20 protein-coding genes are annotated in these 25,323 nt (G+C 41.4%); 12 read left to right on the top strand and 8 right to left on the bottom strand.

Annotation, left to right across the window (positions count from 1 at the left end):
- Positions 1-343: 343 nt before the first annotated feature.
- Both FTV43_RS01285 and gltA read right to left on the bottom strand, forming a co-directional pair.
- A complete protein-coding gene (locus FTV43_RS01285; protein ID WP_026438293.1) occupies positions 344-850 on the bottom strand; it encodes a hypothetical protein in 507 nt (168 codons plus the stop codon).
- 205 nt (positions 851-1,055) lie between these two features.
- The gene (gene gltA / locus FTV43_RS01280) at positions 1,056-2,330 is read right to left on the bottom strand and encodes a citrate synthase (protein ID WP_004972202.1); all 1,275 of its coding nucleotides are present in this window, start codon (positions 2,328-2,330) and stop codon (positions 1,056-1,058) included.
- Positions 2,331-3,484: 1,154 nt separating this feature from the next.
- Between gltA and sdhC the strand changes: the two genes are divergently transcribed.
- The 9 genes from sdhC to sucD all read left to right on the top strand — a co-directional run bounded on the left by sdhC (position 3,485) and on the right by sucD (position 15,561).
- Positions 3,485-3,883 carry a succinate dehydrogenase, cytochrome b556 subunit gene (sdhC, locus tag FTV43_RS01275; protein ID WP_026438062.1) on the top strand — a complete coding sequence of 133 codons (399 nt, stop codon included), beginning with the start codon at positions 3,485-3,487 and terminating at the stop codon, positions 3,881-3,883.
- Positions 3,883-4,248, top strand: coding sequence for a succinate dehydrogenase, hydrophobic membrane anchor protein (gene sdhD / locus FTV43_RS01270; protein WP_179994695.1), 366 nt, complete (start codon positions 3,883-3,885; stop codon positions 4,246-4,248). The genes sdhC and sdhD overlap by 1 nt, the downstream gene beginning before the upstream one ends.
- Before the next feature lie 12 nt (positions 4,249-4,260).
- Positions 4,261-6,159, top strand: a complete 1,899-nt coding sequence (locus FTV43_RS01265; protein ID WP_004972199.1) for an FAD-binding protein — start codon at positions 4,261-4,263, stop codon at positions 6,157-6,159.
- Between the two features lie 14 nt (positions 6,160-6,173).
- Positions 6,174-6,884: a succinate dehydrogenase iron-sulfur subunit gene (locus FTV43_RS01260; RefSeq protein WP_004972196.1), complete on the top strand. Its 711-nt coding sequence runs from the start codon at positions 6,174-6,176 to the stop codon at positions 6,882-6,884.
- Positions 6,885-7,767: 883 nt separating this feature from the next.
- Positions 7,768-10,590 carry a 2-oxoglutarate dehydrogenase E1 component gene (locus FTV43_RS01255; RefSeq protein ID WP_179994694.1) on the top strand — a complete coding sequence of 941 codons (2,823 nt, stop codon included), beginning with the start codon at positions 7,768-7,770 and terminating at the stop codon, positions 10,588-10,590.
- A 16-nt stretch (positions 10,591-10,606) separates the two neighbouring features.
- Positions 10,607-11,821: a 2-oxoglutarate dehydrogenase complex dihydrolipoyllysine-residue succinyltransferase gene (odhB, locus tag FTV43_RS01250; RefSeq protein ID WP_179994693.1), complete on the top strand. Its 1,215-nt coding sequence runs from the start codon at positions 10,607-10,609 to the stop codon at positions 11,819-11,821.
- A 60-nt stretch (positions 11,822-11,881) separates the two neighbouring features.
- On the top strand, positions 11,882-13,315 hold the full coding sequence (gene lpdA / locus FTV43_RS01245; protein WP_179994692.1) for a dihydrolipoyl dehydrogenase: 1,434 nt from the start codon (positions 11,882-11,884) through the stop codon (positions 13,313-13,315).
- Between the two features lie 174 nt (positions 13,316-13,489).
- Entirely contained in the window at positions 13,490-14,656 is a 1,167-nt protein-coding gene (gene sucC / locus FTV43_RS01240; RefSeq protein WP_070153939.1) for an ADP-forming succinate--CoA ligase subunit beta, read from the top strand.
- Positions 14,657-14,667: 11 nt separating this feature from the next.
- Positions 14,668-15,561, top strand: coding sequence for a succinate--CoA ligase subunit alpha (gene sucD / locus FTV43_RS01235; protein ID WP_179994691.1), 894 nt, complete (start codon positions 14,668-14,670; stop codon positions 15,559-15,561).
- 593 nt (positions 15,562-16,154) lie between these two features.
- On the opposite strand, the gene trpS is transcribed toward sucD, so the two are convergent.
- On the bottom strand, positions 16,155-17,168 hold the full coding sequence (trpS, locus tag FTV43_RS01230) for a tryptophan--tRNA ligase (protein WP_004972183.1): 1,014 nt from the start codon (positions 17,166-17,168) through the stop codon (positions 16,155-16,157).
- A gap of 206 nt (positions 17,169-17,374) precedes the next feature.
- On the opposite strand from trpS, the gene FTV43_RS01225 reads away from it, so the two are divergent.
- The 3 genes from FTV43_RS01225 to FTV43_RS01215 all read left to right on the top strand — a co-directional run bounded on the left by FTV43_RS01225 (position 17,375) and on the right by FTV43_RS01215 (position 19,666).
- Positions 17,375-18,301: a DUF808 domain-containing protein gene (locus FTV43_RS01225; protein WP_004972181.1), complete on the top strand. Its 927-nt coding sequence runs from the start codon at positions 17,375-17,377 to the stop codon at positions 18,299-18,301.
- A gap of 34 nt (positions 18,302-18,335) precedes the next feature.
- Entirely contained in the window at positions 18,336-19,241 is a 906-nt protein-coding gene (locus FTV43_RS01220) for a neutral zinc metallopeptidase (RefSeq protein ID WP_179994690.1), read from the top strand.
- Between the two features lie 86 nt (positions 19,242-19,327).
- Entirely contained in the window at positions 19,328-19,666 is a 339-nt protein-coding gene (locus FTV43_RS01215) for an MGMT family protein (protein ID WP_179994689.1), read from the top strand.
- A gap of 181 nt (positions 19,667-19,847) precedes the next feature.
- Here the strand turns inward: FTV43_RS01215 and FTV43_RS01210 are convergent, their stop codons facing one another.
- From FTV43_RS01210 to carB, 5 genes are all read right to left on the bottom strand, one after another.
- On the bottom strand, positions 19,848-20,288 hold the full coding sequence (locus FTV43_RS01210; protein ID WP_019836772.1) for a universal stress protein: 441 nt from the start codon (positions 20,286-20,288) through the stop codon (positions 19,848-19,850).
- A gap of 189 nt (positions 20,289-20,477) precedes the next feature.
- Positions 20,478-21,116 (bottom strand): CatB-related O-acetyltransferase, encoded by a 639-nt coding sequence (locus tag FTV43_RS01205; protein WP_179994688.1) that lies wholly within the window; start codon positions 21,114-21,116, stop codon positions 20,478-20,480.
- 93 nt (positions 21,117-21,209) lie between these two features.
- Positions 21,210-21,422, bottom strand: a complete 213-nt coding sequence (locus FTV43_RS01200) for a hypothetical protein (protein ID WP_070153934.1) — start codon at positions 21,420-21,422, stop codon at positions 21,210-21,212.
- Between the two features lie 110 nt (positions 21,423-21,532).
- Positions 21,533-22,009, bottom strand: a complete 477-nt coding sequence (gene greA, locus FTV43_RS01195) for a transcription elongation factor GreA (protein WP_179994687.1) — start codon at positions 22,007-22,009, stop codon at positions 21,533-21,535.
- A gap of 81 nt (positions 22,010-22,090) precedes the next feature.
- Positions 22,091-25,321 (bottom strand): carbamoyl-phosphate synthase large subunit, encoded by a 3,231-nt coding sequence (gene carB / locus FTV43_RS01190; protein ID WP_019836765.1) that lies wholly within the window; start codon positions 25,319-25,321, stop codon positions 22,091-22,093.
- Positions 25,322-25,323: the final 2 nt, after the last annotated feature.

Raw genomic sequence — 25,323 nt, 5'->3', positions numbered from 1 at the left:
CTATTCCTATAGGTGTAGAATACACGTAAGTGGCTGATGATTATTGTTATAAAAATTTCAGCGTAGTGTATTGTGGATTAAACGACTGCCGAAAGGCACAAATAAAAACCATTTATTATCTAACAGATAAAGATCTTATTTTGCAGTGCAAAAATGGAGACTTTTGCTATTTTATCTTAATTTAGAATAGATGCTAGCATCGAATACACTTTATTGTCTTGTCTGCAAGAATATCATTGAAATGTGACAGAATTTTTATGCTATTTATTTGAAAAGCATTATATTTTTAGGTTGTATGATGCATGTGTTTTTCGTGAAATAAGCATGTACCAAGATGAGTGGGCTAAGTCGAGCGGTGCGGGCTGTTTAAAATAATATTGTCTATTTTTTTAAGAAAAATATCTTTGGCAATTTCACCTTGTTGCTCAATGTTGTAAGCAAAAAAAGGTTTCGCTTCAATTAAGCGATAATGATATGGATTGTAACGCTTAAAACTCAAAAAATACGCGGTTTGCAATACCGCACCACGCAGTAAGACATTGATGTGATGTTGATGCTGTAAAATGTGCGCCATCTCATGAATAAAGATCGCTTGATAGCCACGGTGTGCTTGGCTGTAGTCGGCTAGATAATGCCGATTACGCACATGAATATAGCCACAGGGGGCCATAAAAATGTGCTGTGGCTGCCAAGGCAAATAAGGATGGTTCATGACTTTGACTTGGCTGTAGTCAATCAGATTGCCAAACACAGATTGGCACAACTGTATTTCCATTGCAGTTAGGCTTCGACATCTAAACTGATCTAGTTTGAGCAGTCGCATCAATAAGCTGAGAATGAATAAATGCAGTTGTAGCATGGAAATGAGTCGTAAGTGGCAGACATCAAAAATATAGCCTAAATCCGCAATGATCTAAATTTTATTTTACGTTTTGGTTGTGGTTTAGGACAAACCAAACAGAAATGAGTTTGGTGAGCTAAATAAAAGCAATAAAAAAACCACCCGAAGGTGGTTTTTTTGTCGTGTCGTTTTACACGCTACAACGCAGACCGAATTAACGGTTGATGTCGCGTTGAGTGTGGCCAGTGTAAAGCTGACGAGGACGACCGATTTTGTAAGGACCGCTGTGCATTTCTAACCAGTGGCTGATCCAACCAACTGTACGTGCAAGTGCGAAAATTACAGTAAACATTTCTGTTGGGATACCAATCGCTTTAAGGATGATACCTGAGTAGAAGTCTACGTTAGGGTATAAGTTACGCTTGATGAAGTATTCATCAGATAACGCAATACGCTCAAGTTCCATTGCAAGAGCGAGTTGTGGATCGTTGATACCTAAGTCGTTAAGTACTTCGTCACAAGTTTGCTTCATTACAGTTGCACGTGGGTCATGGTTTTTATAAACGCGGTGACCAAAGCCCATAAGTTTAACTTCTTTAGTCTTCACTTTTTCCATGAACTCAGCAACGTGTTCTACAGAGCCGATTTCATCAAGCATCTTAAGAACAGCTTCGTTCGCACCACCGTGAGCAGGACCCCAAAGTGCAGAAATACCTGCAGAGATACATGCGTATGGGTTAGCGCCAGTAGAACCAGCTAAACGTACAGTTGAAGTAGACGCGTTTTGTTCGTGGTCAGCGTGAAGCGTGAAAATACGATCCATTGCGCGAGCGTGAACAGGGTTTACTTTGTAATCACGGTCTGCTGGTGTAGCAAACATCATGTACAAGAAGTTTTCTGCGTAGCTTAAGTCGTTACGTGGGTAAACAAATGGTTGACCAACAGTGTACTTGTAGCTCCAAGCCGCTAAAGTAGGAATCTTCGCGATTAAACGAATCGCTGTGATTTCACGGTGGTTAACATCTTCGATGTCTAAGTTGTTGTGATAGAACGCAGATAACGCACCAACAACACCTACCATGATTGCCATAGGGTGAGCGTCACGACGGAAACCGTTATAGAAACGTTTTACTTGGTCGTGAACCATAGTGTGGTTGCGAACTTTAGCGTCAAAATCAGCTTTTTGTTCTGCAGTTGGAAGCTCACCATTTAATAATAAGTAGCAAGTTTCTAAGTAGTCAGCTTTAGTCGCTAATTGGTCAATTGGGTAACCACGGTGTAAAAGAATACCTTTGTTACCGTCAATGAACGTAATTTTAGACTCGCAAGACGCTGTTGCCATAAAACCAGGATCAAAAGTAAAGTGACCTGCCGCCAACACATCCTTAACGTCAATTACATCTGGGCCTAATGTGCCGCTGTAAATTGGTAATTCAATTTCTTTTCCATCAAGCTGTAATACGGCTTTTTTGCCAGTTGCTTCAGACATTCAATAGATCTCCTGTCCTGGTGAATGTTGATCTGACTCGAAGTATCAATCTTTTAATGCGCAAGTCAGACGGATTAAAAATTAGCTCTAAGATTAGAGAGTACTGAAATTTTGTCAATTATACTTATGGATTAAGCAGACGACTATTTATAGAAAAAGTCGAAAAAATTCCAGTAAAAAAATCAATAAAATCACAGCACAGCCGCCGTATCATAAGTCAAAATTTGTCGGATGTGCAGAAAAAAATCATCAATACGGATTAATTGTAAGCAATTTTAAATACTGGTTTTGATGTGCTATTTCTTTAGCAGGATTCAGTCCAATACTTAAATTTATCTAATTCTCATAACTTACACGTTTTTACATACACGGTAGGGTGGTCAGATTGTTTGTAATAGGCAGTAAGTCTGGTATTTAAATTCGATATTGATTGATCAAAAAATGACTGATTAAACTCCTGAAAATAGCCATAACCCATCATATTTTGAGTGGGAAATGATGAAATCTTTGTGAATAAAGCGCGGTTATTTATCCATACAGATACAAAAAATACTGGATAAGTCATTCATTCGCATGATGATTATCATTTTTAATATTTATTTAGGTGTGGTGTTTAAAGTAAATATAAGTTGTATAAATAGATTGAGGTATGTGCCGACATTAAAGTTTAAGCCATGATCAGGTGTACCTTGACCAAAGCAAAGTGATGGGCTGTCTGGATCTAAGAATCTTGTGTTGTGGTTGTAAATTGCTGCAAACAGTGGAGTACACACATATATAGTGCTGCTACTTATATATAAGTATGTGAAAACCCGAAGAACATCTGAAAAACAAAGTACAAATTTATCTTTAGTCTAAATATTCTAAAGCCACTGATTGTGTCATCAAGAGTTTTCACTTTAATAATTTATTTAAAAACATAGATTTATGTTTGATTGTGTGGTTGTGGATGGTAATTGGTTTGTCTTTATACTTGTTAATGATTCTTATTTAAGGGTTTTTTAGCCAAAAAGCCGAGTAGAGTTGTTTGTATTTTAACAGTTGACGTTTTATAATTCAGTGTCGTTTTAAGGTTAGGCATGAATTTGCCTAACAATGCCAGCTTTCCTTCGAATTTATTCCAACAAACTCCGGATGGAGTTTTTACTTACAGGATGCCCGCTGTGAAAAGCAACAGACCTGTCAATTTGTCCATGGGTCAAGTTTTAGAAGTAAACTTAAAATCGCCCGTGGCTATTGCATCAATTCTACACCGTCTTTCTGGTGTCATCGTATTTTTACTCGTACCGGTACTTTTATGGTTGTTAGACAAGTCTTTGTCTTCACCTGAAGGTTTTGCTCAAGTTCAAGAAATTTTTAACGGTTTCTTTGTGCGCTTTATCGTATGGGTATTTGTAGCCGGCTTAATCTATCACTTCATTGCTGGTGTTAAGCACTTACTTGCTGACCTTGGTTTTGCAGAAGAACTGCAAAGTGGTCGCATTGCAGCTACTATTTCATTGATCTTGTCTGCAATTGGTATCGTTGCAGCATTTGTATGGATTGTAATCTAATGAAAAGTGCTACAGGTTTAACGGGTTCAGGTTCTCGCGATTGGTTTATCCAACGTATTAGTGCTGTTGTTCTTGCTGTTTATACCGTTGTGGTATTTGGTTGGATTCTTCTTAACGGTGGATTCAACTTTGAACAGTGGTACGGCTTTATGATGACATTACCAATGAAGATTATGTCTTTATTGGCAGTCTTATCTCTTGTTGCACATGCTTGGATCGGTATGTGGCAAGTATTCACTGACTATGTGACTACTCGTCAAATGGGTCCTTCAGCTTCAGGTTTACGCCTAGTGCTGACTTCAGCAGTGATTGTTGCTGTTTTTGCATACGCAATCTGGGCAATCCAGATTTTCTGGGCGAATTGATAGGAAAATATCATGGGCGCGATTAACCCTAAAGAAGATTATACAAATATTCCACACCAATTCTTTGACGCAGTCATCGTTGGTGGTGGTGGTTCAGGTATGCGTGCATCTTACCAACTTGCTCAAGCAGGTTTGAAAGTTGCGGTATTGACCAAAGTATTCCCTACACGTTCACACACTGTTGCAGCGCAGGGTGGTATTGGTGCATCTCTTGGTAACATGCAAGAAGATAACTGGCACTACCACTTTTACGACACAGTAAAAGGTTCTGACTGGTTGGGCGACCAAGACGCGATTGAATTCATGACGCGTGAAGCGCCACAAGTGGTTTATGAATTAGAACACTTGGGTATGCCATTTGACCGTAACGCAGACGGCACAATTTACCAACGTCCATTCGGTGGTCACTCTGCAAACTACGGTGAAAAAGCGGTTCCACGTGCATGTGCTGCAGCTGACCGTACAGGTCACGCACTTCTTCACACGCTTTATCAAAGCAACGTGAAAATGGGTACTCAATTCTTCGTAGAATGGATTGCTCTTGATTTGATCCGTAACGAAGCTGGCGATGTACTAGGTGTGACTGCAATTGACCAAGAAACAGGTAAAATTGCAGTATTCCAAGCGAAAGCGACATTGTTTGCTACAGGTGGTGCAGGTCGTGTGTACCGTGCATCTACAAACGCATATATCAATACTGGTGACGGTCTTGGTATGGCTGCGCGTGCAGGTATTCCATTACAAGATATGGAATTCTGGCAGTTCCACCCAACAGGTGTTGCGGGCGCGGGCGTATTGTTAACGGAAGGCTGTCGTGGTGAGGGTGGTATCCTTCGTAACGATTCAGGCGAGCCGTTCATGGAGCGTTATGCACCAACTTTGAAAGACTTGGCGCCACGTGACTTCGTATCACGTTCTATGGACCAAGAAATTAAAGAAGGTCGTGGTTGTGGTCCAAACAAAGACTACATCTTGCTTGATATGACGCACTTGGGTGCAGACACAATCATGAAGCGTCTTCCATCTGTATTTGAGATTGGTAAGAAATTCGCGAACGTTGACTGTACTAAAGAGCCAATTCCTGTTGTGCCTACAATCCATTACCAAATGGGTGGTATTCCAACCAATATTCATGGTCAAGTGGTTGTTCCAGAAAGCCGTGAAACTCAAGAGTTGGTTGCGAACTACAACGCAGAAACTGATACATATACAACCAACGCGGGTGACCGTGACTTTGCTAAACCAGTAAAAGGTTTCTATGCAATTGGTGAGTGTTCATGTGTATCTGTACACGGTGCAAACCGTTTAGGTACAAACTCATTGCTTGACTTGGTTGTATTTGGTAAGGCTGCTGGTCAACACATCATTGAGTATGTGACTAAGCAACATGATGGTGAGTACGAACCACTTCCAACAACTGTACTTGAAAATACTGTGAACCGTATTCGTAAACTTGACGAATCGACTTCAGGTGAAAACGCTCAAGAAGTTGCTGATGCAATTCGTAACATCGTTCAAGACCACGCAGGTGTATTCCGTACTTCAGCATTGCTTGATGAAGGTGTGAAACAAATTCTTGCGCTTGAGCCACGTGTTCGCAACATTCATTTGAAAGACAAATCTAAAGTATTCAACACTGCACGTGTAGAAGCATTAGAAGTTGAAAACTTGTATGAAGTTGCTAAAGCGACACTAATCTCAGCTGCTGCACGTAAAGAATGTCGTGGTGCGCATACGGTTGTAGACTTTGAGTTACCACCAGATCACCCAACTTATTCTTATGGTCGTCGTGATGATGAGTGGATGAAGCATACTTTATGGTTCTCTACAGATAACCGTCTTGAGTACAAACCAGTACGTTACAAGCCGCTTACTGTAGCTGCTATTCCACCTAAACCACGTACATTCTAATTGGGAGAAGTAAGATGAGTAGAGGTACTCGTACATTTAATATCTACCGCTACGATCCTGATAAGGATAAAGCACCGTACATGCAAACTTTTAAGCTTGAATTGACTGATAAGCACCGTATGTTGCTTGATGCACTTCTTGAATTGAAGGTACAAGACGAATCTTTGACATTCCGTCGTTCATGTCGTGAAGGTATTTGTGGTTCTGATGGTGTAAACATCAATGGTAAAAATGGTTTAGCGTGTCTTTGGAACCTAAACGATTTACCAGAAGTGATCACAATTCGTCCGCTTCCAGGTCTTCCTGTAATTAAAGACTTGGTTGTAGACATGAATCAGTTCTACGATCAGTATAACAAGATTCATCCGTTCTTGATCAACAACCAACCTGCGCCACCAAAAGAGCGTTTACAATCTCAAGAAGAGCGTGAGCATCTTGATGGTTTGTATGAATGTATTCTTTGTGCATGTTGTTCAACTTCATGCCCATCATTCTGGTGGAACCCAGACAAGTTCTTGGGTCCTTCAGCGTTGTTGAATGCATATCGTTTCATTATCGATTCGCGTGATACTGCAACTCAAGAGCGTTTGGCTCGTCTTGACGATCCATTCTCTTTGTTCCGTTGTAAAGGTATTATGAACTGTGTATCTGTATGTCCTAAAGGCTTGAACCCAACTAAAGCAATCGGTCACATCCGTAACATGCTTTTAGATATGGCTGGCTAATAGACTGCGTGATCAGTTGAGAAAAGCACACCTAGGTGTGCTTTTTTTTGTGCCAAAATTACGATAAAAGTCGTGTGATAAGTTGCTTGTTTTTGATGAGTACGTAAATGAAAAATGTTGCATGCAAAGAAGTGATTAAAAAGTGAGTATTTGATATTTTTTAGGTATAACTGTTGGATAAATAGACAAAAACAGCATTTAGCCGACTAAAGTTGCACACAATTGTAATCCAGTGCTGCTATTTTGTTGTAAAGCATGGGCAAATGCCAAGTTTAGCTGCAATATTTATTTTTAGATGTTATCATGTAACGTGTAAGTGAGAGGGCAGATTGAGAGATGTGCTCTCTTTTATTTTATCTGAAATAGCGGTGTTGGACTTTGGTCTAAATTGCATCTGTTTTTTAAATAAAGCACCATATGTTAGATGAAAATAGAATCAGTGTATTTCGCCAATTTATAGGAGGTATGTGTCAAAAAAATCAATTGCATTTCTGAGATCATGTTACGATTAACAAATGACTATATCTGAAAAATGTTGAATTTTTGTACATTTTATCAATATTTTAAGTGCAAATGATGTGTTATTAAATCAGGACTATTGCAGAAAAGTCGTATTAGAAAAGCTAAGACTGAGCACTTATTTTTTCTAAAACGATTTTGCAAAAAATTGCTCGGCTTGGGTCGAGTATATAAATGAGTGATGATGCCAATGAGGGCGTTATGATTCATAAATGACATTGGGTTTTCCTAATGTAGTGATAACGCCTCATGACATATGTCAACTGGGGACTAATGTCATGTTACCAATTTGACATTATCAATCATGGGTTTTGCTTAAAAAGCATCCTGGAAAATGTTTTTGCAATAGGAAATGGGTCCACAAATGCAAGAAGTTGCTGACGCACTGCGTCTTGACACTGAACTTTCCGCTGATAGTGCAGCGTATATTGAAGAACTTTACGAGCATTATTTGACGTCACCGGAATCAGTCGGTGCTGATTGGCGCGAATATTTCGATAAATTCCCGAAGGGTGATCAACCACACAGCAATGTACGTGAGCAATTCCTTTTATTAGGTCGTAATTCAAATCGCGTTCAAGCCATTGTTCAAGGTTCAGTGAGTTCTGAACACGAACAACGTCAAATTGGCGTGTTGCAACTGATTGCAGCTTACCGTAACCGTGGTCACCAAAAAGCAAAATTAGATCCATTAGGTTTGGCAAAACGTGAAGACGTGCCAGATTTAGATCTTGCTGCGCATGGTTTAACCAAGTCAGATTTAGACACGGTATTCCACACAGGTAACTTGGCGATTGATAAAGCTGAAGCGACCCTAGGTGAAATGGTTGAAGCCATGCAGTCAATCTACTGCGGTTCAATTGGTGCAGAATACATGCACATTGTTGATACCAAAGAGAAACGCTGGATTCAACAACGCTTAGAGAGCGCACGCGGTAAATTTACGTTCACTGCAGACCAAAAGAAACATGTACTTGAGCGCTTAACAGCAGCTGAAGGTCTAGAAAAATATCTAGGTAACAAATACGTGGGCGCTAAACGCTTTGGTGTAGAAGGCGGCGAATCATTTATCCCAATGGTCAACGAAATTATTCAACGTGCAGGTGCTGTAGGTTGTAAAGAAGTTGTGATTGGTATGCCACACCGTGGTCGTTTGAACCTACTTGTGAATATCATGGGTAAAAACCCAGCAGACCTATTTGGTGAGTTCGAAGGTAAGAGCTTACACAAAAAAGGTTCGGGTGACGTGAAATATCACCAAGGTTTCTCATCTAACGTGATGACACCAGGTGGTGAAGTGCACTTGGCGCTTGCGTTTAACCCATCACACTTGGAAATTGTTGGTCCAGTGGTTGAAGGTTCTGTTCGTGCACGCCAAGTACGTCGAAAAGACATTGGTGGTGATGACGTATTGCCATTAATCGTACACGGTGACGCAGCATTTGCAGGTCAAGGTGTGAACCAAGAAACCTTCCAAATGTCACAAACTCGTGGTTATACCGTAGGTGGTACAGTTCACATTGTGATTAACAACCAAGTTGGTTTCACAACTTCTGACCCACGTGACGCGCGTTCTACAGAATACTGTACTGACATTGCAAAAATGATTCAGGCGCCAATTTTCCATGTGAATGGCGATGACCCTGAAGCTGTGATTTTTGTATCTCAATTGGCACATGATTTCCGTCACACATTCCGTAAAGACGTTGTGATTGATTTGTTCTGCTACCGTCGTCGTGGTCACAACGAAGCTGACGAGCCAGCAGCAACTCAGCCGATGATGTACCAAGTGATTAACAAAAAGACCACAACACGTACTTTATATGCTGACCAATTGGTACAAGAAGGTGTGTTGGATCGCGCTGCGGCAGATCAAATGGTTGAAGACTACCGTTCTGATTTGGAAGCGGGTAATCACGTTGCGAATGCGTTGGTACTTGAGCCAAATACCAAAATGTTTGTAGATTGGTCTCCGTATTTAGGTCATGACTATACAGACGTTTGGGATACGACTTTCCCGGTTGAGCGTTTGAAAGAACTTGGTCAAACCATGCGTAAACTTCCAGAAGGTTTCGTGATGCAGCGCCAAGTTGCAAAAGTGATTGATGATCGCTTAAAAATGCAAACAGGTGAAATGCCACTGAACTGGGGTGCAGCTGAAACTTTAGCTTATGCAACTTTGTTGGATGAAGGCTATTTAGTTCGTTTGACTGGTGAAGACGTAGGTCGTGGTACTTTCTCACACCGTCATGCGAAATTGCACAACCAAGTCGATGGTAAAACTTATATTCCGTTATGCCATATCAAAGAGAACCAACCACGTGTTGCAATCTACGACTCTTTATTGTCTGAAATGGCAGTATTGGCATTCGAATACGGTTATGCAACGACACTTCCGAAGAGCTTGATCATTTGGGAAGCACAATTTGGTGACTTCGCAAACTGTGCTCAAGTGGTGATTGACCAGTTCATCTCATCTGGTGAAACTAAGTGGGAGCGTGTGTGTGGTTTGACTATGCTACTTCCACACGGCTTTGAAGGTCAGGGTCCAGAGCACTCATCTGCACGTTTAGAGCGTTTCTTACAGCTTTGTGCGGAAGAAAACATGCAAGTGATGACACCAACAACACCAGCACAGATTTTCCACGCTTTACGTCGTCAGGCGATTCGTCCAATCCGTAAGCCAATGATCATCATGTCACCGAAGTCTTTACTTCGTCACAAGTTAGCTGTGTCTAGCTTGGATGAGCTTGCAACTGGTACATTCCAGACTGTGATTGATGAAACTGATAATATCAACAAGTCAGACGTGACTCGTCTAGTGCTATGTGGTGGTAAGGTTTATTACGACTTGCTTGAAAAACGTCGTGAATTAGAATTGAACAACACTGCAATTGTTCGTATTGAACAGTTGTACCCATATCCAGAACAACATATTGCTGAAGTTCTTGCTTCTTATCCAAACGTGAAAGAACTTGTTTGGGCTCAAGAAGAACCGAAGAACCAAGGTGCTTGGTTATTCATCGCGCCACGTTTATATGATGACGTAATGAAAACTGGTAAACAGATTCGTATTAGTTATGCGGGTCGTGAAGCATCTGCAGCACCAGCGTGTGGTTCACCATATTTGCATGCAAAACAACAAGCTCAGCTCATCAATGACGCGCTTGCGATCGTAGCTGAATAACAGGAGATTCGAAGTAATGGCAACCGAAATTAAAGCACCGGTATTTCCAGAGTCAGTTGCAGACGGTACGATTGCAACTTGGCACAAACAACCAGGTGAAGCAGTATCACGTGATGAAGTGATCTGTGACATTGAAACCGATAAAGTTGTTTTGGAAGTAGTCGCTCCTGCAGATGGTACGATCTCTGTCATCATTAAAAACGAAGGCGACACTGTTCTTTCTGACGAAGTAATTGCTCAATTTGAAGCTGGCGCTGTTTCTGGTGCGGCTCAAACTCAAGCAGTTCAGTCTGAAGGTCAGGTAGAGCAAGCTGCAGCACAAACTGAAGCGGGCGCTGCACCAGTTGTTGAGCGTGCACAACCTGTTGCTGACCAAGCGCCAGCAGTACGTAAAGCCTTGACTGAAACAGGTATCAATGCTGCAGACGTGGCGGGTACAGGTCGTGGTGGTCGTATCACTAAAGAAGATGTTGCAAATCATCAAACTAAACCTGCTGCTGCAGCTGCGCCATTAAGTGTTGCGGTAGGTGAGCGTATCGAGAAACGTGTTCCTATGACACGTTTACGTAAGCGTGTTGCTGAGCGTTTACTTGCAGCGACTCAAGAAACTGCAATGTTGACTACGTTTAACGAAGTAAACATGAAGCCAATCATGGAAATGCGTGCACAATACAAAGATGCGTTTGAAAAACGTCATGGTGCACGTTTAGGCTTTATGTCTTTCTTTGTGAAAGCTGCAACTGAAGCACTTAAGCGTTATCCTGCTGTTAACGCTTCAATTGATGGCGATGATATCGTGTATCACGGTTACTACGACATCGGTGTAGCTGTATCTTCTGACCGTGGTCTAGTGGTTCCTGTATTACGTGATACAGACCGTATGAACTATGCTGAAGTAGAAAACGGTATCCGTGACTATGCTTACAAAGCACGTGACGGTAAGTTGGGTATTGAAGACATGACTGGCGGTACATTCACCATTACTAACGGTGGTACTTTCGGTTCATTGTTATCTACTCCAATTCTAAATACGCCACAAACTGCAATTTTGGGTATGCACAAAATCCAAGAGCGTCCTATGGCGGTTAATGGCCAAGTAGAAATCTTGCCAATGATGTATTTAGCGCTTTCTTATGACCACCGTTTAATTGATGGTAAAGAAGCTGTAGGTTTCCTTGTAACAATCAAAGAATTGTTAGAAGAACCAGCTAAACTCATCCTTGACCTTTAATTCTAAAGAATAAATCAGTGGGCTTGGAGCGATCCTCTAAGCCCATTTTTGGAGATAAAAATGTCTCAACAATTTGATCTTGTTGTTATTGGCGGTGGCCCAGGTGGTTATGAAGCGGCAATTCGTGCTGCACAACTTGGTTTTAAAGTTGCGTGTATCGAAAAACGTATTCATAAAGGCAAACCATCTTTAGGTGGTACATGCTTAAACGTGGGTTGTATCCCATCTAAAGCATTACTTGATTCTTCACATCGTTATGAAGATACAGTGCATCACTTGGCTGATCACGGTATCACCACAGGCGAAGTACAGTTTGACCTTGCAAAACTTTTAGCACGTAAAGACAAAATCGTTGACCAATTGACTGGCGGTATTGATCAGTTATTAAAAGGTAACGGTATTGAGTGGTTAAAAGGTACAGGTAAATTACTTGCTGGCAAGAAAGTTGAGTTCGTTTCTCACGAAGGTGAAACTCAGGTTCTAGAGCCTAAATATGTCATTCTTGCGACAGGTTCTGTACCAGTTAACATTCCTGTAGCGCCAGTAGATCAAGACCTGATTGTTGATTCAACAGGTGCACTTGAGTTCCCTGAAGTACCTAAGCGTTTAGGTGTGATTGGTGCAGGTGTCATTGGTCTTGAGCTTGGTTCAGTATGGCGTCGTTTGGGTGCAGAAGTTGTAGTATTTGAAGCAATGGATGCATTCTTACCAATGGCTGACAAAGCATTGGCTAAAGACTACCAAAAACTGTTGACTAAGCAAGGTATGGATATCCGTATCGGTGCGAAAGTTTCAGGTACTGAAGTTAATGGTCGTGAAGTGACTGTTAAATATACCCAAGGCGGCGAAGACAAAGAACAAACATTCGATAAATTGATCGTTTGTGTAGGTCGTCGTGCTTATGCTGAAGGTTTATTGGCAGATGACTGCGGTATTAAACTGACTGAACGTGGTTTGGTTGAAGTAAACGATTGGTGTGCAACTTCTGTTGAAGGTGTATATGCAATTGGTGACTTAGTACGTGGTCCAATGCTTGCACACAAAGCAATGGAAGAAGGCGTAATGGCAGTTGAGCGTATTCATGGTCATGCTGCACAAGTTAACTACGACACAATCATTTCAGTAATCTACACACACCCTGAAGCGGCGTGGGTTGGTTTAACTGAAGAGCAAGCGAAAGAAAAAGGCCACGAAGTGAAAACTGGTCAATTCGGTTTCGCGGTAAATGGTCGTGCTTTAGCTGCAGGCGAAGGTGCTGGTTTCGTGAAGTTTGTTGCAGATGCAAAAACAGATCGTTTATTGGGTATGCACGTGATTGGACCTGCTGCGTCTGACATCGTTCACCAAGGTATGATTGCACTTGAGTTTGTATCTTCAGTTGAAGATTTACAATTAATGACATTTGGTCACCCAACCTTCTCTGAAGTGGTGCATGAAGCCGCTTTAGCTGTAGATGGGCGTGCGATTCACGCGATTCAGCGTAAACGCAAATAAAACTAAAAAGAGCGGCTTAGGCCGCTCTTTTTGCATTTGATGGTTGTATTTATGGGAATAATCATCTAAAAGTAAAGAGCATAGGAAAAACACCACACAAGGAAAGCAATATTAAAACTTCGGTTTGATATTGGTGGTGATAACTGAATAAAAGAAGTAGTAAAAGGTTAGTCAATGAATCTACATGAGTATCAAGCAAAAGCGCTATTAAAAAAATATGGTATGCCAGTACAAGAAGGCATTTTGGCAACTACAGCCGTAGAAGCTGTGCAAGCTTTCGAGCAACTGGGCGGTAAATTTGCAGTGATGAAAGCTCAGGTGCATGCAGGTGGTCGCGGTAAAGCGGGCGGCGTGAAGGTCGTAAAATCTGCACAAGAAGCAGCAGACTATGCCAACCAAATTCTTGGAACACGTTTGGTCACCTATCAAACCGATGCCTATGGTCAGCCTGTAAACAGTATTTTAGTGGCTGAAGATGTTTATCCTGTAGAGCGTGAACTGTATTTGGGTGCAGTGGTAGATCGTTCTAGCCGTCGCGTCACTTTTATGGCATCTACTGAAGGTGGTGTTGAAATTGAGAAAGTGGCAGAAGAAACCCCAGAAAAAATTATTAAAGTAGAAGTTGATCCTTTAGTGGGTTTATTGCCATTTCAGGCACGTGAAGTGGCTTTTGCATTAAAACTCAAAGACAGTCAAATCACGCAGTTTGTGAAGATTATGACAGCGGCTTATCAGGCATTTATCGACAATGATTTTGCCTTATTTGAAATTAACCCATTGTCTGTACGTGAAAATGGCGACATTTTATGTGTCGATGCCAAAGTCGGTATTGATTCCAATGCGCTGTATCGTTTGCCTGAAGTCTTGGCACTGCGCGATAAAACACAAGAAAATGAACGTGAATTGCGTGCATCAGAATTTGACCTGAACTATGTTGCTTTAGAAGGCAATATCGGTTGTATGGTGAATGGTGCAGGTTTAGCAATGGCAACTATGGATATTATTAAACTCTATGGTGGTCAGCCTGCGAACTTCTTGGATGTAGGTGGTGGTGCAACCAAAGAACGCGTAATTGAAGCCTTTAAAATTATTTTGGCAGATCACTCGGTTAAAGGCGTACTGATTAATATTTTTGGTGGAATTGTACGTTGTGACATGATTGCGGAAGCAATTATTGCAGCGGTTCAGGAAGTAAATGTGACGGTACCTGTAGTGGTTCGCCTAGAAGGGAACAACTCGGAACTTGGTGCAAAATTACTGGATGAATCAGGATTAAAACTTATTTCTGCAAACGGCTTGTCTGATGCCGCAGAAAAAATTGTTGCTGCAGTGAAAGCTTAAGGAGAATCAGGATGAGCGTATTAATTAATAAAGACACCAAAGTATTGGTACAAGGTTTCACTGGTAAAAATGGTACTTTTCACTCAGCACAAGCACTTGATTATGGAACCAAAGTGGTGGGCGGTGTAACGCCAGGAAAAGGTGGTCAAACCCATTTGGAATTACCCGTATTTAACACCATGAAAGAAGCCGTACGTGAAACAGGCGCAGATGCATCGGTGATTTATGTACCTGCACCGTTTGTTTTAGATTCGATTGTAGAAGCAGTCGATTCAGGCGTGGATTTGATTGTGGTGATTACGGAAGGTGTGCCAACCATCGACATGCTCAAAGCCAAACGTTATTTAGAAACCAATGGCAATGGTACACGTTTAGTGGGTCCAAACTGCCCAGGTGTGATTACACCAGGCGAATGTAAAATTGGCATCATGCCAGGGCATATTCATCAACCAGGACGAATTGGCATTATTTCACGTTCAGGTACTTTGACCTATGAAGCTGTGGCACAAACCACTAAGTTAGGTTTAGGACAATCGACTTGTATCGGAATTGGTGGTGACCCGATTCCAGGTATGAACCAAATTGATGCTTTAAAACTGTTCCAAGACGACCCAGATACCGATGCGATTATTATGATTGGTGAAATTGGTGGTACAGCAGAAGAAGAGGCTGCGGAATATATCCAGTCGAATGTCAGCAAACCTGTGGTGGGTTATATTGCAGGAGTGACGGCACCTAAAGGTAAGCGTATGGGACATGCGGGTGCAATTATTTCAGGCGGTAAAGGCACTGCGGAAGAAAAATTTGCAGCCTTTGAGCGTGCTGGAATTGCTTATACGCGTAGCCCTGCAGAACTGGGTTCTACCATGTGGCAAGTATTAAAAGATCAAGGTATGCTTAAATAAGTCAAATTTTGAAGAGCTTGATTTTATTTAGCACTCAATCCCCAATATTGGGGATTTTCTTATGCTGAAAAATTAGCCACATTTGAGAGATAAATTATATGATAAGAGTTAATTTGGTATTGCTTTGTTGCATAAATATGTAAGCATCTGATTTAAATAAATTTAATTTTGTATCAAAAAATAATCAAAACTTTTAAATCATATAGTTATGAAATCTTTGTGCGACAAAGCCGTTCAAGTAGTTTTTGCATCTAGGGAAATGATTTTTTATTGTTGAACAAGCTGTATAAACAGCTGATTCAAATAAAAAAAATACGCAATGATTGGGGTGATCATTGCGTATGAAAACGAATCTGCTTTCACAGCTTCGATAACGGAGAAATGTTATGAAATTAGGATTACTCCTAAAGCATGTAAGTATACTAAACTGAGAAGAAATACTAATCCGCAGTATTCAGGTTACGTGATGTTAAATCACGTAAGTAATAAGTGTTTTTTGTGAATCACGTCATCTTATGTTGATTTTTACTCAAATAAAAAGTCTCTTATTCATGTGAATAAGAGACTTTAAAATATTTGTATCTACAAAATGCTTAGAAGCGGAATACACCCAAGCCAGCTTTCACTTCATCTAAAGTTTGCTGGGTAATATCACGGCATTTGTCGGTGCCTGTTTTCAAAATATCCATAATGTAGTCAGGATCTTTAGCAAGTTCGATACGACGTTCACGGATCGGCCCAATCAATTCTTTTAGAATGCCTTCCAAACGCTTTTTCACCGTACCATCGCCCAAACCACCACGACGATAATGCGCTTTCAGTTCTTCAAGTTCTTCTTTGTTGGTATCGAAGGCATCTAAATAAGTAAATACTACGTTGCCTTCAACCTGACCTGGGTCTTCGATACGCAGGTGATTTGGGTCGGTGTACATTGCATTGACAGCTTTTTTAATGTCTTTGTCTGTGGCATCTAACACAATGGTATTGCCCAGTGATTTTGACATTTTCGCTTTACCATCAAAACCAGGTAAACGTCCGACATTTGACAACAATGCCTGACATTCAGGTAGCAAGTCATGACCAATTTGACGATTCACCCGACGCACAATTTCATTGGTCTGTTCAATCATTGGAATTTGGTCTTCACCTACAGGAACGACCGTTGCTTTAAATGCAGTAATATCGGCTGCTTGAGCTACAGGGTAGCACAGGAAACCTGCAGGAATATCACGCTCAAAACCACGCATCTGAATTTCAGATTTAATGGTTGGGTTACGCTCCAAACGTGCCACAGTCACGAAGTTTAAATACAACATGGTGAGTTCGTTTAATGCAGGCAGGCAAGATTGCACGCAAATGGTGGTTTTTGTTGGATCAATCCCCACCGCTAAATAATCGGTTGCTACCTCAATAATATTACGACGGACTTTTTCAAAGTTATCGGCATTGTCAGTTAAGGCTTGAGCATCGGCAAGTAACAGGTGTTGATGATGTGAGTCTTGTAAACCTACACGTGAACGTAAAGAACCCACAAAGTGACCTAAATGTAGCTGTCCAGTCGGACGATCGCCTGTCAAAATCACAGGACGATTATCTTGATTACTCATTTTTTATTCCAAGTCGTATCTACGACATCTATGTACCGATGAATTGCTACATTGTAAGGCATAACATTTTTCAATGTCACTTCCTTAAGTGAGTTGAATAGAATTTGCTGTAAAAAATTTTGCTGTAAAAATTAATGAAGTAAATACAGACCCTATATAAATTCAGTTTTAAAATAACTTGAAAATCATATAAGGATAACAACGCAATGGCGAGCAGCTTATTACTTTTATTAGATGACATTGCAACAGTTTTAGATGATGTGGCAGTTATGAGCAAAATGGCTGCAAAAAAAACCGCAGGGGTTTTGGGCGATGATTTGGCGTTGAATGCGCAGCAAGTCAGTGGTGTACGTGCAGAGCGTGAGTTGCCTGTGGTATGGCGTGTGGCTAAAGGTTCATTCATCAATAAGCTAATTTTAGTACCGCTCGCGTTATTAATTAGTGTCGTTGCGCCGTGGTTAATCAATCCTTTATTGGTGGTTGGTGGTCTATTTTTAAGTTATGAAGGTGTGGAAAAAATCATGCACACCTTACAACACAAAAAAGCCCAAACGGCTAAAGAAGCGCAACTTGAGCTAATTCAAACTGAGCAAGACCTTGCGGCTTATGAAACCGAAAAAATTAAAGGTGCTGTGCGTACTGACTTTATTTTATCGGCGGAAATTGTGGTGATTTCTTTGGGGACTGTGGCTGCGGCAGGCTTTCTAACCAAAGTGACAGTATTAAGTTTAATTGCGATTGCCATGACGGTGGGTGTCTATGGGTTCGTTGCGTTAATTGTCAAAATTGATGACATTGGTTTATACCTCACAGAACAAGCTGCCAATTTTAAACAACGTATTGGGAGTGGTTTACTGGCATTTGCTCCAATTTTAATGAAGACTTTATCTGTGGTGGGTACTGCAGCGATGTTCTTGGTTGGTGGAGGAATTATCAATCATGCTATTCCTTTTGTGCACCATTTCACAGAAGATACGGTAGAGTATGTACAAGACATCCCAACGATGGGCAGTATTGTAGGTTCAGTCACGCCAATGTTGATGAACCTTGTCGTGGGTATTTTGGCAGGCATCTTGGTGGTGATTGTGGTCGCACTTGTTCAAAAAGTGTGGTCAAAGTCTAAATCGGCTTAATCTATTATCAGAGTTTAAGAGAAGGATAAGAATAATGCGTTGGAAAGGTCGTCGAGTTAGCACGAATGTAGAAGACCGCCGTGGTGGCGGTGGAGCAAAAGCGGGCGGTATCAGTATTTTGGGCTTAGTGGTGGCCTTTGTTGCATGGAAGTTCTTTGGCATCGATCCGCAATCGGCTTATCAAGCGACCAAGCAAGTCACCTCACATGCGCAAAGTGCTGAAACTAAAGGTTTAGATAATCCAACTCCTGAACAACAAGAGGCGATGGAGTTTGTGGGCACTGTTTTGGCAGATACTGAAGACACCTGGTCACAAGTGTTTCAGCAGCAATTAAATAGCCAATATATTCCACCTAAATTGGTGTTGTTTACGGGCGTGGTGAATTCGGGTTGTGGTACTGCACAATCTGCCATGGGGCCATTTTATTGCCCTGCCGATCAAAAAGTATATATTGATACTTCATTCTTCCAAGCCATGCGTCAGCAAATGGGGATTGGTGGAGAGCAAAATCAGACTGAACTTAGCCGAAACGATCAGGCTGGTGATTTTGCACAAGCTTACGTGGTGGCACATGAAGTTGGACATCATATTCAAACCATTTTAGGCATTTCTGAACAAGTGCATAAAGCACGTCAGCAAGTCAGTGACGTGCAGGGCAACCAGCTTTCAGTTCGTCAAGAATTACAGGCAGACTGTTTATCGGGTGTGTGGGCGCATCATAACCATCAACGTACTCAATTCTTAGAGCAGGGCGATATTGAAGAAGCGATGGACGCTGCACATAAAATTGGGGATGATTACTTGCAAAAACGTGCACGTGGACAAGTCGTACCAGACAGCTTCACGCATGGTACTAGTGCGCAGCGTGTACAATGGTTCCAAACAGGCTTAAAGTCAGGTTTGATTAATGATTGTGATACCTTTAATGCTGCAATTTGAGTGACTTAAACTTGTATGATTATGATAAAAGGAGTGATTGATTCACTCCTTTTTCTTTTTAACAATTGCAGGAAATTAGGCTGTTTATGAAGTCAAATATACCTATTACAAAACCCAGTGATGAATTAGCACGGCAGATTTTATCCGTGGTGTGTCTAATTCCTAAAGGGCATGTAGCGACTTATGTACAAGTGGCGGCATTGGCAGGTTTACCCAAGCATGCGCGATTAGTGGGGTATGTCTTAAAGCATTTGTCGGCAGGTCATCAAGTCCCGTGGCATAGAGTGATTAATGCACAAGGCAAAATTAGCCTAAGTAAGTTGAATACTCAGGGAGAGAATATACAAGTATTAAAGCTAATGGCTGAAGAAATAGTTGTGCTTGAAGGTAAAGTAAATTTAAAACAATACCAATGGCGACCTTGAGTCGTTGAAAAAACAAGAGGGAAGAAAGCAAAGCTTAAGCAGACTAAATATTATGTTGTAAGCAAAGTGGTTTAAGAAATTGTTGAAATGAAAAACAGTATAGTTTTAAGTGCATGAAGATGTGAAAAAGAAAGAAAAAGCGAAAAGTTCCCCATTTCCGAAGAAATGAGGAACAAAAAACTTATTGGCGTACCACAAGTACAGGTGTTGTGCCTTCGCTTAAAATGCTTTGAGCAACGCTACCTAAGAATAATTTTTTCAAGCCAGTACGACCATGTGAACCAATCACAATAAGGTCAGCATTTAACTCTTTCGCAGCGTTGGTAATTTCGCGTGCAATCACTTGACCTTCAAGTAGTTTAGTTTCAGCTTCAACACCTTGTTCAGTGAATTTTTGCTTTGCTTCTTCTAAAGTTTTCACGATAGAAGCACGCGCGCGTTCAATCAAGTCATTGGTTTGGTTTGCAGTGATGTATTCTGCAGCAATATACGGGTCAAGTGTAAGTACTTGTACCACAGTGATTTTACTACCAAATGCTTTTGCAAGTTCAGCAGCCTTTGCAACAGCAGCAAAAGAAGTTTCAGAACCGTCCACTGGTACGAGGATGTTTTGGTAAGCCATGAGTGTTTCTCCTTATTGTAATTTCAATACTGTAATAAAATATTCGCTCTGAGTGCTGTCTTATCTTACGCTGAATTTATATAGAATAAAACCCAGTAATTTCATAAAGATAATTGAGTGCTGTAAGTCCTTATTTCACCATAATTTAGCATGAAATTATGAAGCTGTGCTTTCAATTCAACTAAAGTTTTAATCAATTTTTGTTTGCGTGTTTTTCAAAAAATTGATCAGTTGGTGAACATTATCACTCTGCAATTGTTCGCGGATTTTCAGTAAATATTTTTCATCTAAATCATACAGTTTTAGCGCCAAAAGTTGAGCAATCTCTGTTTCACTAAAACGGTATTTGATTACTTTGGCGGGCACACCTGCCACGATGGCATAAGGCGGTACATCTTGTGTGACCACTGCACCTGTCGCCACAATTGCACCTTCACCTAGTTCAACGCCTTGCATAATCATGGCACGACTACCAATCCAGCATCCATCCCCAATTTTGGTATCACCTCCAGCTACAAAACTACGGGTGTCAAATGGAAAAGCAGAAATCCAATCACTGCGATGCAATTGATTGCCCCCCATCATAATCACACATTCCGCACCAAAGCAGACAAAATTGCCAATAAAGAGCTGATCAATAGGTTTTTCTGCTGTGGCGGGTTTGTCGTGCAAATAGCGCACGACACAACGCTCGAAGCCCTGATCCCAATAAGCTGAATAATACGAATAATTGCCTTTAATATGGATATTCGGATTTTTTACAGTTTTGGAGATAAACTCAAATTCGCACCAGTGTTTTACAGGGGAATTAATCAGCGCTTCTGACATGGTTTTTTCGTGTGGGAAGGTGAGGGAATTATAACGAATATTGCTCAGCACTGCTAAAAAGTGCGCAAGCTTTTCGGTGTAGGGATGTTCTGATTATCTAAACCAATTCCACAAATACATAAAAACATTTTTAACACTGTTTGGAAGTAAGAATCCCCAAATGCCAAAAAAGAGTGATGATGCCAATACGATACTGACGGGACCGGTTTGTGTATTGATGAAGAGTCCCCAGACTGGAATTAATATCAGTCCTAACACAGCCCCAGAAAGCGCATAAACAAATGCATGAATGATGCGATTTTCCACTTATTTTTCCTCTATTTTTATCGCAGTATAATCTATAAGCTCGGCTGTATGATTAATAGGCAATAAAAAACCCCTCAAAGAGGGGCATTGCGTGCAGTTATCTTTGATTCTTAAAGATATTCTACACTCACAATTTCGTATTCTACTTCGCCTTGTGGAGTAACAATCTTGGCTTCATCCCCTTCATTTTTACCCAACAAACCGCGTGCAATTGGTGAGTTCACTGAAATTTTATTGATTTTAAAATCAGCTTCGTCATCACCCACGATTTTGTAAGTTTTGCGTTCTTCAGTGTCCAGATTTTCAATAGTCACAGTGACGCCAAAAACTACACGACCGTTTTGCTCCAGTTCTTTAACATCAATCACCTGGCAAGCACCCAGTTTACCTTCGATGTCCTGAATGCGGCCTTCACAGAAACCTTGCTGCTCACGCGCAGCATGATATTCGGCATTTTCTTTTAAGTCGCCATGTTCACGCGCTTCAGCAATCGCTGCAATAATACGTGGACGTTCAACCGATTTAAGTTTTTGTAATTCCTGCTCTAAAGCCTGTTTACCTTCAGGCGTCATAGGATAACGTTGCATGTTGTCCCTCTTTAAAATATTGAAGTCTATAAATGAAAAAAGCCCGCCACCCGAAAGGTGACGGGACTCTATTGAGATATATTAACCTACAGTAAGATCTTGCAGGCGATATACATCCATTGGTAATTTAATCGCTAAGGCTTGGCATACAGCATCTGCACCATTCAAGGTCGTGGTGTAATACACCTTACCTTGCAATGCAGAACGACGGATTGAGAATGAATCCTGCTGCGCTTGTTTGCCTTCAGAAGTATTGATGATGAGGTGAATCTCACCATTTTTCAAGCGGTCTACAATGTGTGGGCGACCTTCAGTCACTTTATTCACACGTTCACACTCAATACCTGCATCGGTGATGACTTTGTGCGTACCACCTGTTGCAACAAGTTTGAAGCCAAAATCAGCCAATTGTTTTGCAATACGCGCTACATGCGGTTTATCTGACTCACGTACAGACAAGAACGCATGCTTCACTTCGCCTTCAGTTGGGATTCCTGGTAAGCGATCATTCGAGCCTAGCACAGCTTTATAGAATGCTTCACCAAAAGTTTTGCCCACGCCCATGACTTCACCTGTAGATTTCATCTCAGGCCCAAGCACTGGGTCTACACCAGGGAACTTGTTGAATGGGAACACAGCTTCTTTCACAGAGAAGTGTTGCGGAATAATTTCTTTAGTAAAGCCTTGAGCTTCTAAAGATTGACCCGCCATACAACGTGCTGCAACTTTAGCCAATGATTCGCCAATACACTTAGAAACGAACGGAACAGTACGTGATGCACGTGGGTTCACTTCTAAGATATAAACGTCATTGCCTTTCACTGCAAACTGTACGTTCATTAGACCAATAACGCCCAACTCTTTTGCCATGGCAACAGTTTGACGACGCATTTCGTCCTGTACTTCATCTGACAATGAGTAAGGTGGAATTGAACATGCTGAGTCACCAGAGTGAATACCTGCTTGTTCGATGTGCTGCATAATACCGCCAATCACCACATCTTTACCGTCAGATACACAGTCTACGTCAACTTCAATCGCATCATCCAGGAAACGGTCCAACAGTACAGGTGCATCGTTAGAAGCTTGAACTGCATCACGCAGGTAACGTTTCAATTCTTCTTCGTTATACACAATTTCCATTGCACGACCACCCAATACATAAGATGGACGAACAACCAGCGGATAACCTACTTTCGCTGCTTCTGCGATACCTTCTTCAGCAGATTTTACAATGCTGTTGTTAGGTTGACGCAATTGCAGACGTTGAATCATTTGCTGGAAACGCTCACGGTCTTCTGCGCGGTCAATTGCATCTGGTGATGTACCAATAATTGGCGCCCCCGCTTCTTCTAAAGCACGAGCCAATTTAAGCGGAGTCTGACCACCGTACTGAACGATAATGCCTTTTGGCTTTTCAGTACGAACGATTTCAAGTACATCTTCCAAAGTGATTGGTTCGAAGTACAAACGGTCTGAAGTGTCGTAATCGGTAGATACTGTTTCAGGGTTACAGTTCACCATGATGGTTTCATAACCATCTTCACGCATTGCAAGCGCAGCGTGTACACAGCAGTAATCGAATTCGATACCTTGACCAATACGGTTTGGACCACCGCCAATCACCATGATCTTATCTTTCGCTGAAGGATTTGATTCACATTCTTCATCGTAAGTTGAATACATATATGCTGTGTCAGATTCAAACTCTGCAGCACAGGTATCCACACGTTTGTAAACTGGGGTTACGCCCAAGTTCCAACGGTGTTTACGGAATTGCTTTTGTGAAATTCCCATCAAGTTCGCAATACGCAAGTCAGATAAACCTTTACGTTTGAACGAACGGATGTTGTCAGCGTTTAGATCACCAAAACCTAAAGTTTTGATTTCATTTTCAGTGTTAACGATGTCTTGAATTTGAATCAAGAACCAACGATCAATTTTGGTCGCTTCAAAAACTTCGTCCAAGCTAAAGCCGTGACGGAATGCATCTGCCACATACCAAATACGCTCAGGGCCTGGAACTTTTAATTCAACTAAAATTTTGTCGCGTGCGCCTTCAGCACCCACTTCAATTTTTTCGTCAAAACCACACGCACCAGTTTCTAAACCACGAAGGGCTTTGTTTACAGACTCTTGGAAGTTACGACCAATCGCCATGACTTCACCTACAGATTTCATCTGTGTGGTTAAAGTCGCGTCTGCTTGCGGGAACTTTTCAAAATTGAAACGTGGAACTTTAGTGACAACGTAGTCAATTGATGGTTCAAATGATGCAGGTGTTGTGCCGCCTGTGATGTCATTTTTCAATTCATCAAGGGTGTAGCCTACAGCCAGTTTTGCTGCAACTTTTGCAATAGGGAAACCAGTGGCTTTAGATGCAAGTGCAGATGAACGTGATACACGCGGGTTCATCTCAATCACAACCATACGGCCAGTATTCGGGCAAATACCGAACTGAACGTTAGAACCACCAGTTTCTACACCAATTTCACGAAGTACCGCTAAAGATGCATTACGCATCAATTGGTATTCTTTGTCTGTCAAGGTTTGCGCAGGAGCAACGGTGATTGAGTCACCTGTGTGCACGCCCATTGGGTCAAAGTTTTCGATTGAACATACAATGATACAGTTGTCGTTTTTGTCACGTACAACTTCCATCTCGTATTCTTTCCAACCAATGAGTGATTCATCAATCAATAACTGTTTAGTTGGAGAAAGATCGAAACCGCGTTCACAGATTTCAAGGAATTCTTCTTTGTTGTATGCGATACCACCACCAGAACCACCCATAGTGAATGATGGACGAATAATCACAGGGAAGCCAAAGCGAGATTGAATCTCAAGGGCTTCTTCCATAGACTCAGCAATCGCAGCTTTTGGACACTCAAGACCAATTTTGCGCATTGCTTCATCAAACAATTTACGATCTTCGGCTTTTTCAATCGCGTCTTTGGTTGCACCAATTAATTCAACATTGTATTTGGCTAAAATACCGTTGGCATCTAATGCAAGCGCACAGTTCAACGCAGTTTGACCGCCCATGGTCGGAAGTACTGCATCTGGGCGTTCTTTTTCAATAATTGCTGCAACAGTCTGCCAAGTGATTGGCTCGATATAAGTTGCATCTGCCATTGCAGGGTCAGTCATGATGGTCGCAGGGTTCGAGTTTACCAAAATAACGCGGTAACCTTCTTCGCGCAGCGCTTTACATGCTTGAGCACCAGAATAGTCAAACTCACAAGCCTGACCAATAACAATAGGACCAGCACCAATAATTAAGATGCTTTTAATATCCGTACGTTTAGGCATTA

Origin of the sequence: Acinetobacter sp. YH16053, assembly GCF_013417035.1 — a bacterium.
GTDB lineage: Bacteria > Pseudomonadota > Gammaproteobacteria > Pseudomonadales > Moraxellaceae > Acinetobacter > Acinetobacter towneri.
This window is presented reverse-complemented; position numbering and strand designations above follow the sequence as displayed.

Excerpts from the sequence above, each read along its gene's own strand:
- gltA (WP_004972202.1), bottom strand. The coding sequence starts at position 2,330 with ATGTCTGAAGCAACTGGCAAAAAAGCCGTATTACAGCTTGATGGAAAA.
- sdhC (WP_026438062.1), top strand. The coding sequence starts at position 3,485 with ATGCCCGCTGTGAAAAGCAACAGACCTGTCAATTTGTCCATGGGTCAA.
- sdhD (WP_179994695.1), top strand. The coding sequence starts at position 3,883 with ATGAAAAGTGCTACAGGTTTAACGGGTTCAGGTTCTCGCGATTGGTTT.
- FTV43_RS01265 (WP_004972199.1), top strand. The coding sequence starts at position 4,261 with ATGGGCGCGATTAACCCTAAAGAAGATTATACAAATATTCCACACCAA.
- FTV43_RS01260 (WP_004972196.1), top strand. The coding sequence starts at position 6,174 with ATGAGTAGAGGTACTCGTACATTTAATATCTACCGCTACGATCCTGAT.
- FTV43_RS01255 (WP_179994694.1), top strand. The coding sequence starts at position 7,768 with ATGCAAGAAGTTGCTGACGCACTGCGTCTTGACACTGAACTTTCCGCT.
- odhB (WP_179994693.1), top strand. The coding sequence starts at position 10,607 with ATGGCAACCGAAATTAAAGCACCGGTATTTCCAGAGTCAGTTGCAGAC.
- lpdA (WP_179994692.1), top strand. The coding sequence starts at position 11,882 with ATGTCTCAACAATTTGATCTTGTTGTTATTGGCGGTGGCCCAGGTGGT.
- sucC (WP_070153939.1), top strand. The coding sequence starts at position 13,490 with ATGAATCTACATGAGTATCAAGCAAAAGCGCTATTAAAAAAATATGGT.
- sucD (WP_179994691.1), top strand. The coding sequence starts at position 14,668 with ATGAGCGTATTAATTAATAAAGACACCAAAGTATTGGTACAAGGTTTC.
- trpS (WP_004972183.1), bottom strand. The coding sequence starts at position 17,168 with ATGAGTAATCAAGATAATCGTCCTGTGATTTTGACAGGCGATCGTCCG.
- FTV43_RS01225 (WP_004972181.1), top strand. The coding sequence starts at position 17,375 with ATGGCGAGCAGCTTATTACTTTTATTAGATGACATTGCAACAGTTTTA.
- FTV43_RS01220 (WP_179994690.1), top strand. The coding sequence starts at position 18,336 with ATGCGTTGGAAAGGTCGTCGAGTTAGCACGAATGTAGAAGACCGCCGT.
- FTV43_RS01215 (WP_179994689.1), top strand. The coding sequence starts at position 19,328 with ATGAAGTCAAATATACCTATTACAAAACCCAGTGATGAATTAGCACGG.
- FTV43_RS01210 (WP_019836772.1), bottom strand. The coding sequence starts at position 20,288 with ATGGCTTACCAAAACATCCTCGTACCAGTGGACGGTTCTGAAACTTCT.
- FTV43_RS01205 (WP_179994688.1), bottom strand. The coding sequence starts at position 21,116 with ATGTCAGAAGCGCTGATTAATTCCCCTGTAAAACACTGGTGCGAATTT.
- greA (WP_179994687.1), bottom strand. The coding sequence starts at position 22,009 with ATGCAACGTTATCCTATGACGCCTGAAGGTAAACAGGCTTTAGAGCAG.
- carB (WP_019836765.1), bottom strand. The coding sequence starts at position 25,321 with ATGCCTAAACGTACGGATATTAAAAGCATCTTAATTATTGGTGCTGGT.